Raw genomic sequence first — 1,980 nt, 5'->3', positions numbered from 1 at the left:
TGCGGCTGCGGCCGCCGGCGCCGGCCTGCAGGTGCTGACCCCCGAGCAGGCCGCGCAGGCGCTGGGCGTGACGGTGCAGGATGTCGTGACCGAACTGGAATCGGGCGCGCTCAAGGGCCGCAAGATTGGCAGCGCCTGGCGCATCTCGCAGGAATCGCTGAACGAGTTCCTGCGCGGATAAATCTGCGCTGATCGCGCCATGCACCGCTGCCTTGGCCGGTGCATGCGCGTTGGTGTGACCCCGTTTTGAGAGCCTGTGGCGCAGACCTGCTGTGCGCCAACGCTGAGTTTGACCGTGAATTCACCCACTCCCGCCACTGACCCCTTTGCGCCGCCACCGACCTCGATGGTGGCCAAGCATGTCTGCCCCGAATGCGGTGGCAATCTGGAATGGAATGCCAAGGCGCAGTCGCTCAAGTGCCCCTACTGCGGCACGGTGGTGCCCTGGACCGAGGAGCAGCAGCAACAGCTGGGGGGTGAGATCGTCGAGCAGGACCTGGCCGCCGCGCTGGCCAACCCCGCCAGCGGACGCGGCTGGGGCGAGGCACGGCGCGAGTACCAGTGCCAGAACTGCCGCGCGATTTCGGTGTTTGTCGATGGGCGGGTGGCGTCGCGCTGCGATTTCTGCGGCTCACCCGCGATCCAAGCACATGAAGAACGTAACGACGCGATCACGCCGCAAAGCCTGCTGCCGTTCAAGGTGAGCGACGGCCAGGTGCGCGACTTGATCCGCAAATGGTATGGCAGCCGCTGGTTTGCGCCCAACAAGTTCAAGAACGCGGCGCTGACCGATACCCTCAAAGGCATCTACCTGCCGTACTGGACCTTTGACGCCCATGTGCAGGCCCAGTGGCGGGCGGACGCCGGCTTTTACTACTACACCACCGAGCAGTACCGCGATGCCAATGGCAATATCAGCACGCGCCAGGTACGCCATGTGCGCTGGGAGCCGGCCTCGGGCAGCCTGCAGCATTTCTTTGACGATGAACTGGTCGCTGGCACGGTTGGGGTGCACCAGGGGCTGCTGCAGAAGGTCGAGCCTTTCCCGACCCGGACGGACCTGAAACCCTATTCGCCCGAGTTTGTGCGCGGCTGGACCGTGGAGCGCTACCAGGTCGACCTGAACCGGGCCGCCACGATCAACGAAGGGGATATGGACCAGCAGGTGCAGGCGCTGTGTGCGCGCCAGATTCCGGGCGACACTTACCGCAACCTGCAGGTGCAGCGCCAGTACCAGGGCCGCAGCTTCAAGCATGTGCTGGTGCCCGTATGGCTGGTGGGCTATACCTATGGCAGCAAGAGCTACCAGATTCTTGCCAATGGCTACACCGGCCAGTTGGCCGGTGAGCAACCCTATAGCTGGGTAAAAATTCTGTTCACCGCACTGGCGATACTCTTGGTACTGGTGCTACTGATGGCAGCCAGCCGTTAAGAGGGCAGGATGCAGGGGGGGGACACCCCCCCTTGGTGTTCAGCGCTTAGCGACGGCGGCGGTTGCCATCCATGTTGTCGCCGACCTGGTTGCCAAAATAGGCACCGGCTGCTGCACCACCAATGGTGCCCAGGGTCGAGCCGAACACGGCATCACCCAGCACACCACCGGCCACGGCGCCCACGCCGGTACCGATCTGGGCATTGGTGGGGTTGCTGGAGCAAGCGGTCAGGCCACTCAGCGCCAGCACGATGGAAGCGGTGGTGATTGCAAGTCGTTTCATTAGGGTTCTCCTCTTGGTCGCATCGGCTGTCAGTCGGAAGAGTGCTGCAAACCGGATTGCCATGGTTGAAGTGTGGCGCAGCGCACGCGCTTGCCGCATCGGCCAAGGCTAAGTTTGGGTGTGGGACAGCGCTTACTGGGCCGGGGCAGCCTGCACCAGCGCCAGCAGGCGGCGCAGCGCATGCTGGGCCTGGCGCACTGCGTGGCGGTCGCCGTCAAAGCGCTGCACTTCGCTGTGCAGCTGCCCGGCCACCTGCCAGCCAAAC

General features: G+C 64.4%; 3 protein-coding genes. 2 read left to right on the top strand and 1 reads right to left on the bottom strand.

Translation table 11 applies throughout. The annotated features are described in order from the left end of the window. The coding region (locus H928_RS26415; protein WP_043339030.1) for a helix-turn-helix domain-containing protein at positions 1-181 on the top strand (181 nt) is incomplete at its 5' end. A gap of 165 nt (positions 182-346) precedes the next feature. Next, positions 347-1,432, top strand: coding sequence for a TFIIB-type zinc ribbon-containing protein (locus H928_RS0106175; protein ID WP_021025713.1), 1,086 nt, complete (start codon positions 347-349; stop codon positions 1,430-1,432). A gap of 46 nt (positions 1,433-1,478) precedes the next feature. Here the strand turns inward: H928_RS0106175 and H928_RS0106170 are convergent, their stop codons facing one another. Then, on the bottom strand, positions 1,479-1,715 hold the full coding sequence (locus tag H928_RS0106170) for a glycine zipper domain-containing protein (RefSeq protein ID WP_027010612.1): 237 nt from the start codon (positions 1,713-1,715) through the stop codon (positions 1,479-1,481). Between the last annotated feature and the right edge of the window lie 265 nt (positions 1,716-1,980).

Source organism: Comamonas sp. B-9, from assembly GCF_000410635.1.
Classification (GTDB): Bacteria; Pseudomonadota; Gammaproteobacteria; order Burkholderiales; family Burkholderiaceae_C; genus Comamonas.
This window is presented reverse-complemented; position numbering and strand designations above follow the sequence as displayed.

Excerpts from the sequence above, each read along its gene's own strand:
- H928_RS0106175 (WP_021025713.1), top strand. The coding sequence starts at position 347 with ATGGTGGCCAAGCATGTCTGCCCCGAATGCGGTGGCAATCTGGAATGG.
- H928_RS0106170 (WP_027010612.1), bottom strand. The coding sequence starts at position 1,715 with ATGAAACGACTTGCAATCACCACCGCTTCCATCGTGCTGGCGCTGAGT.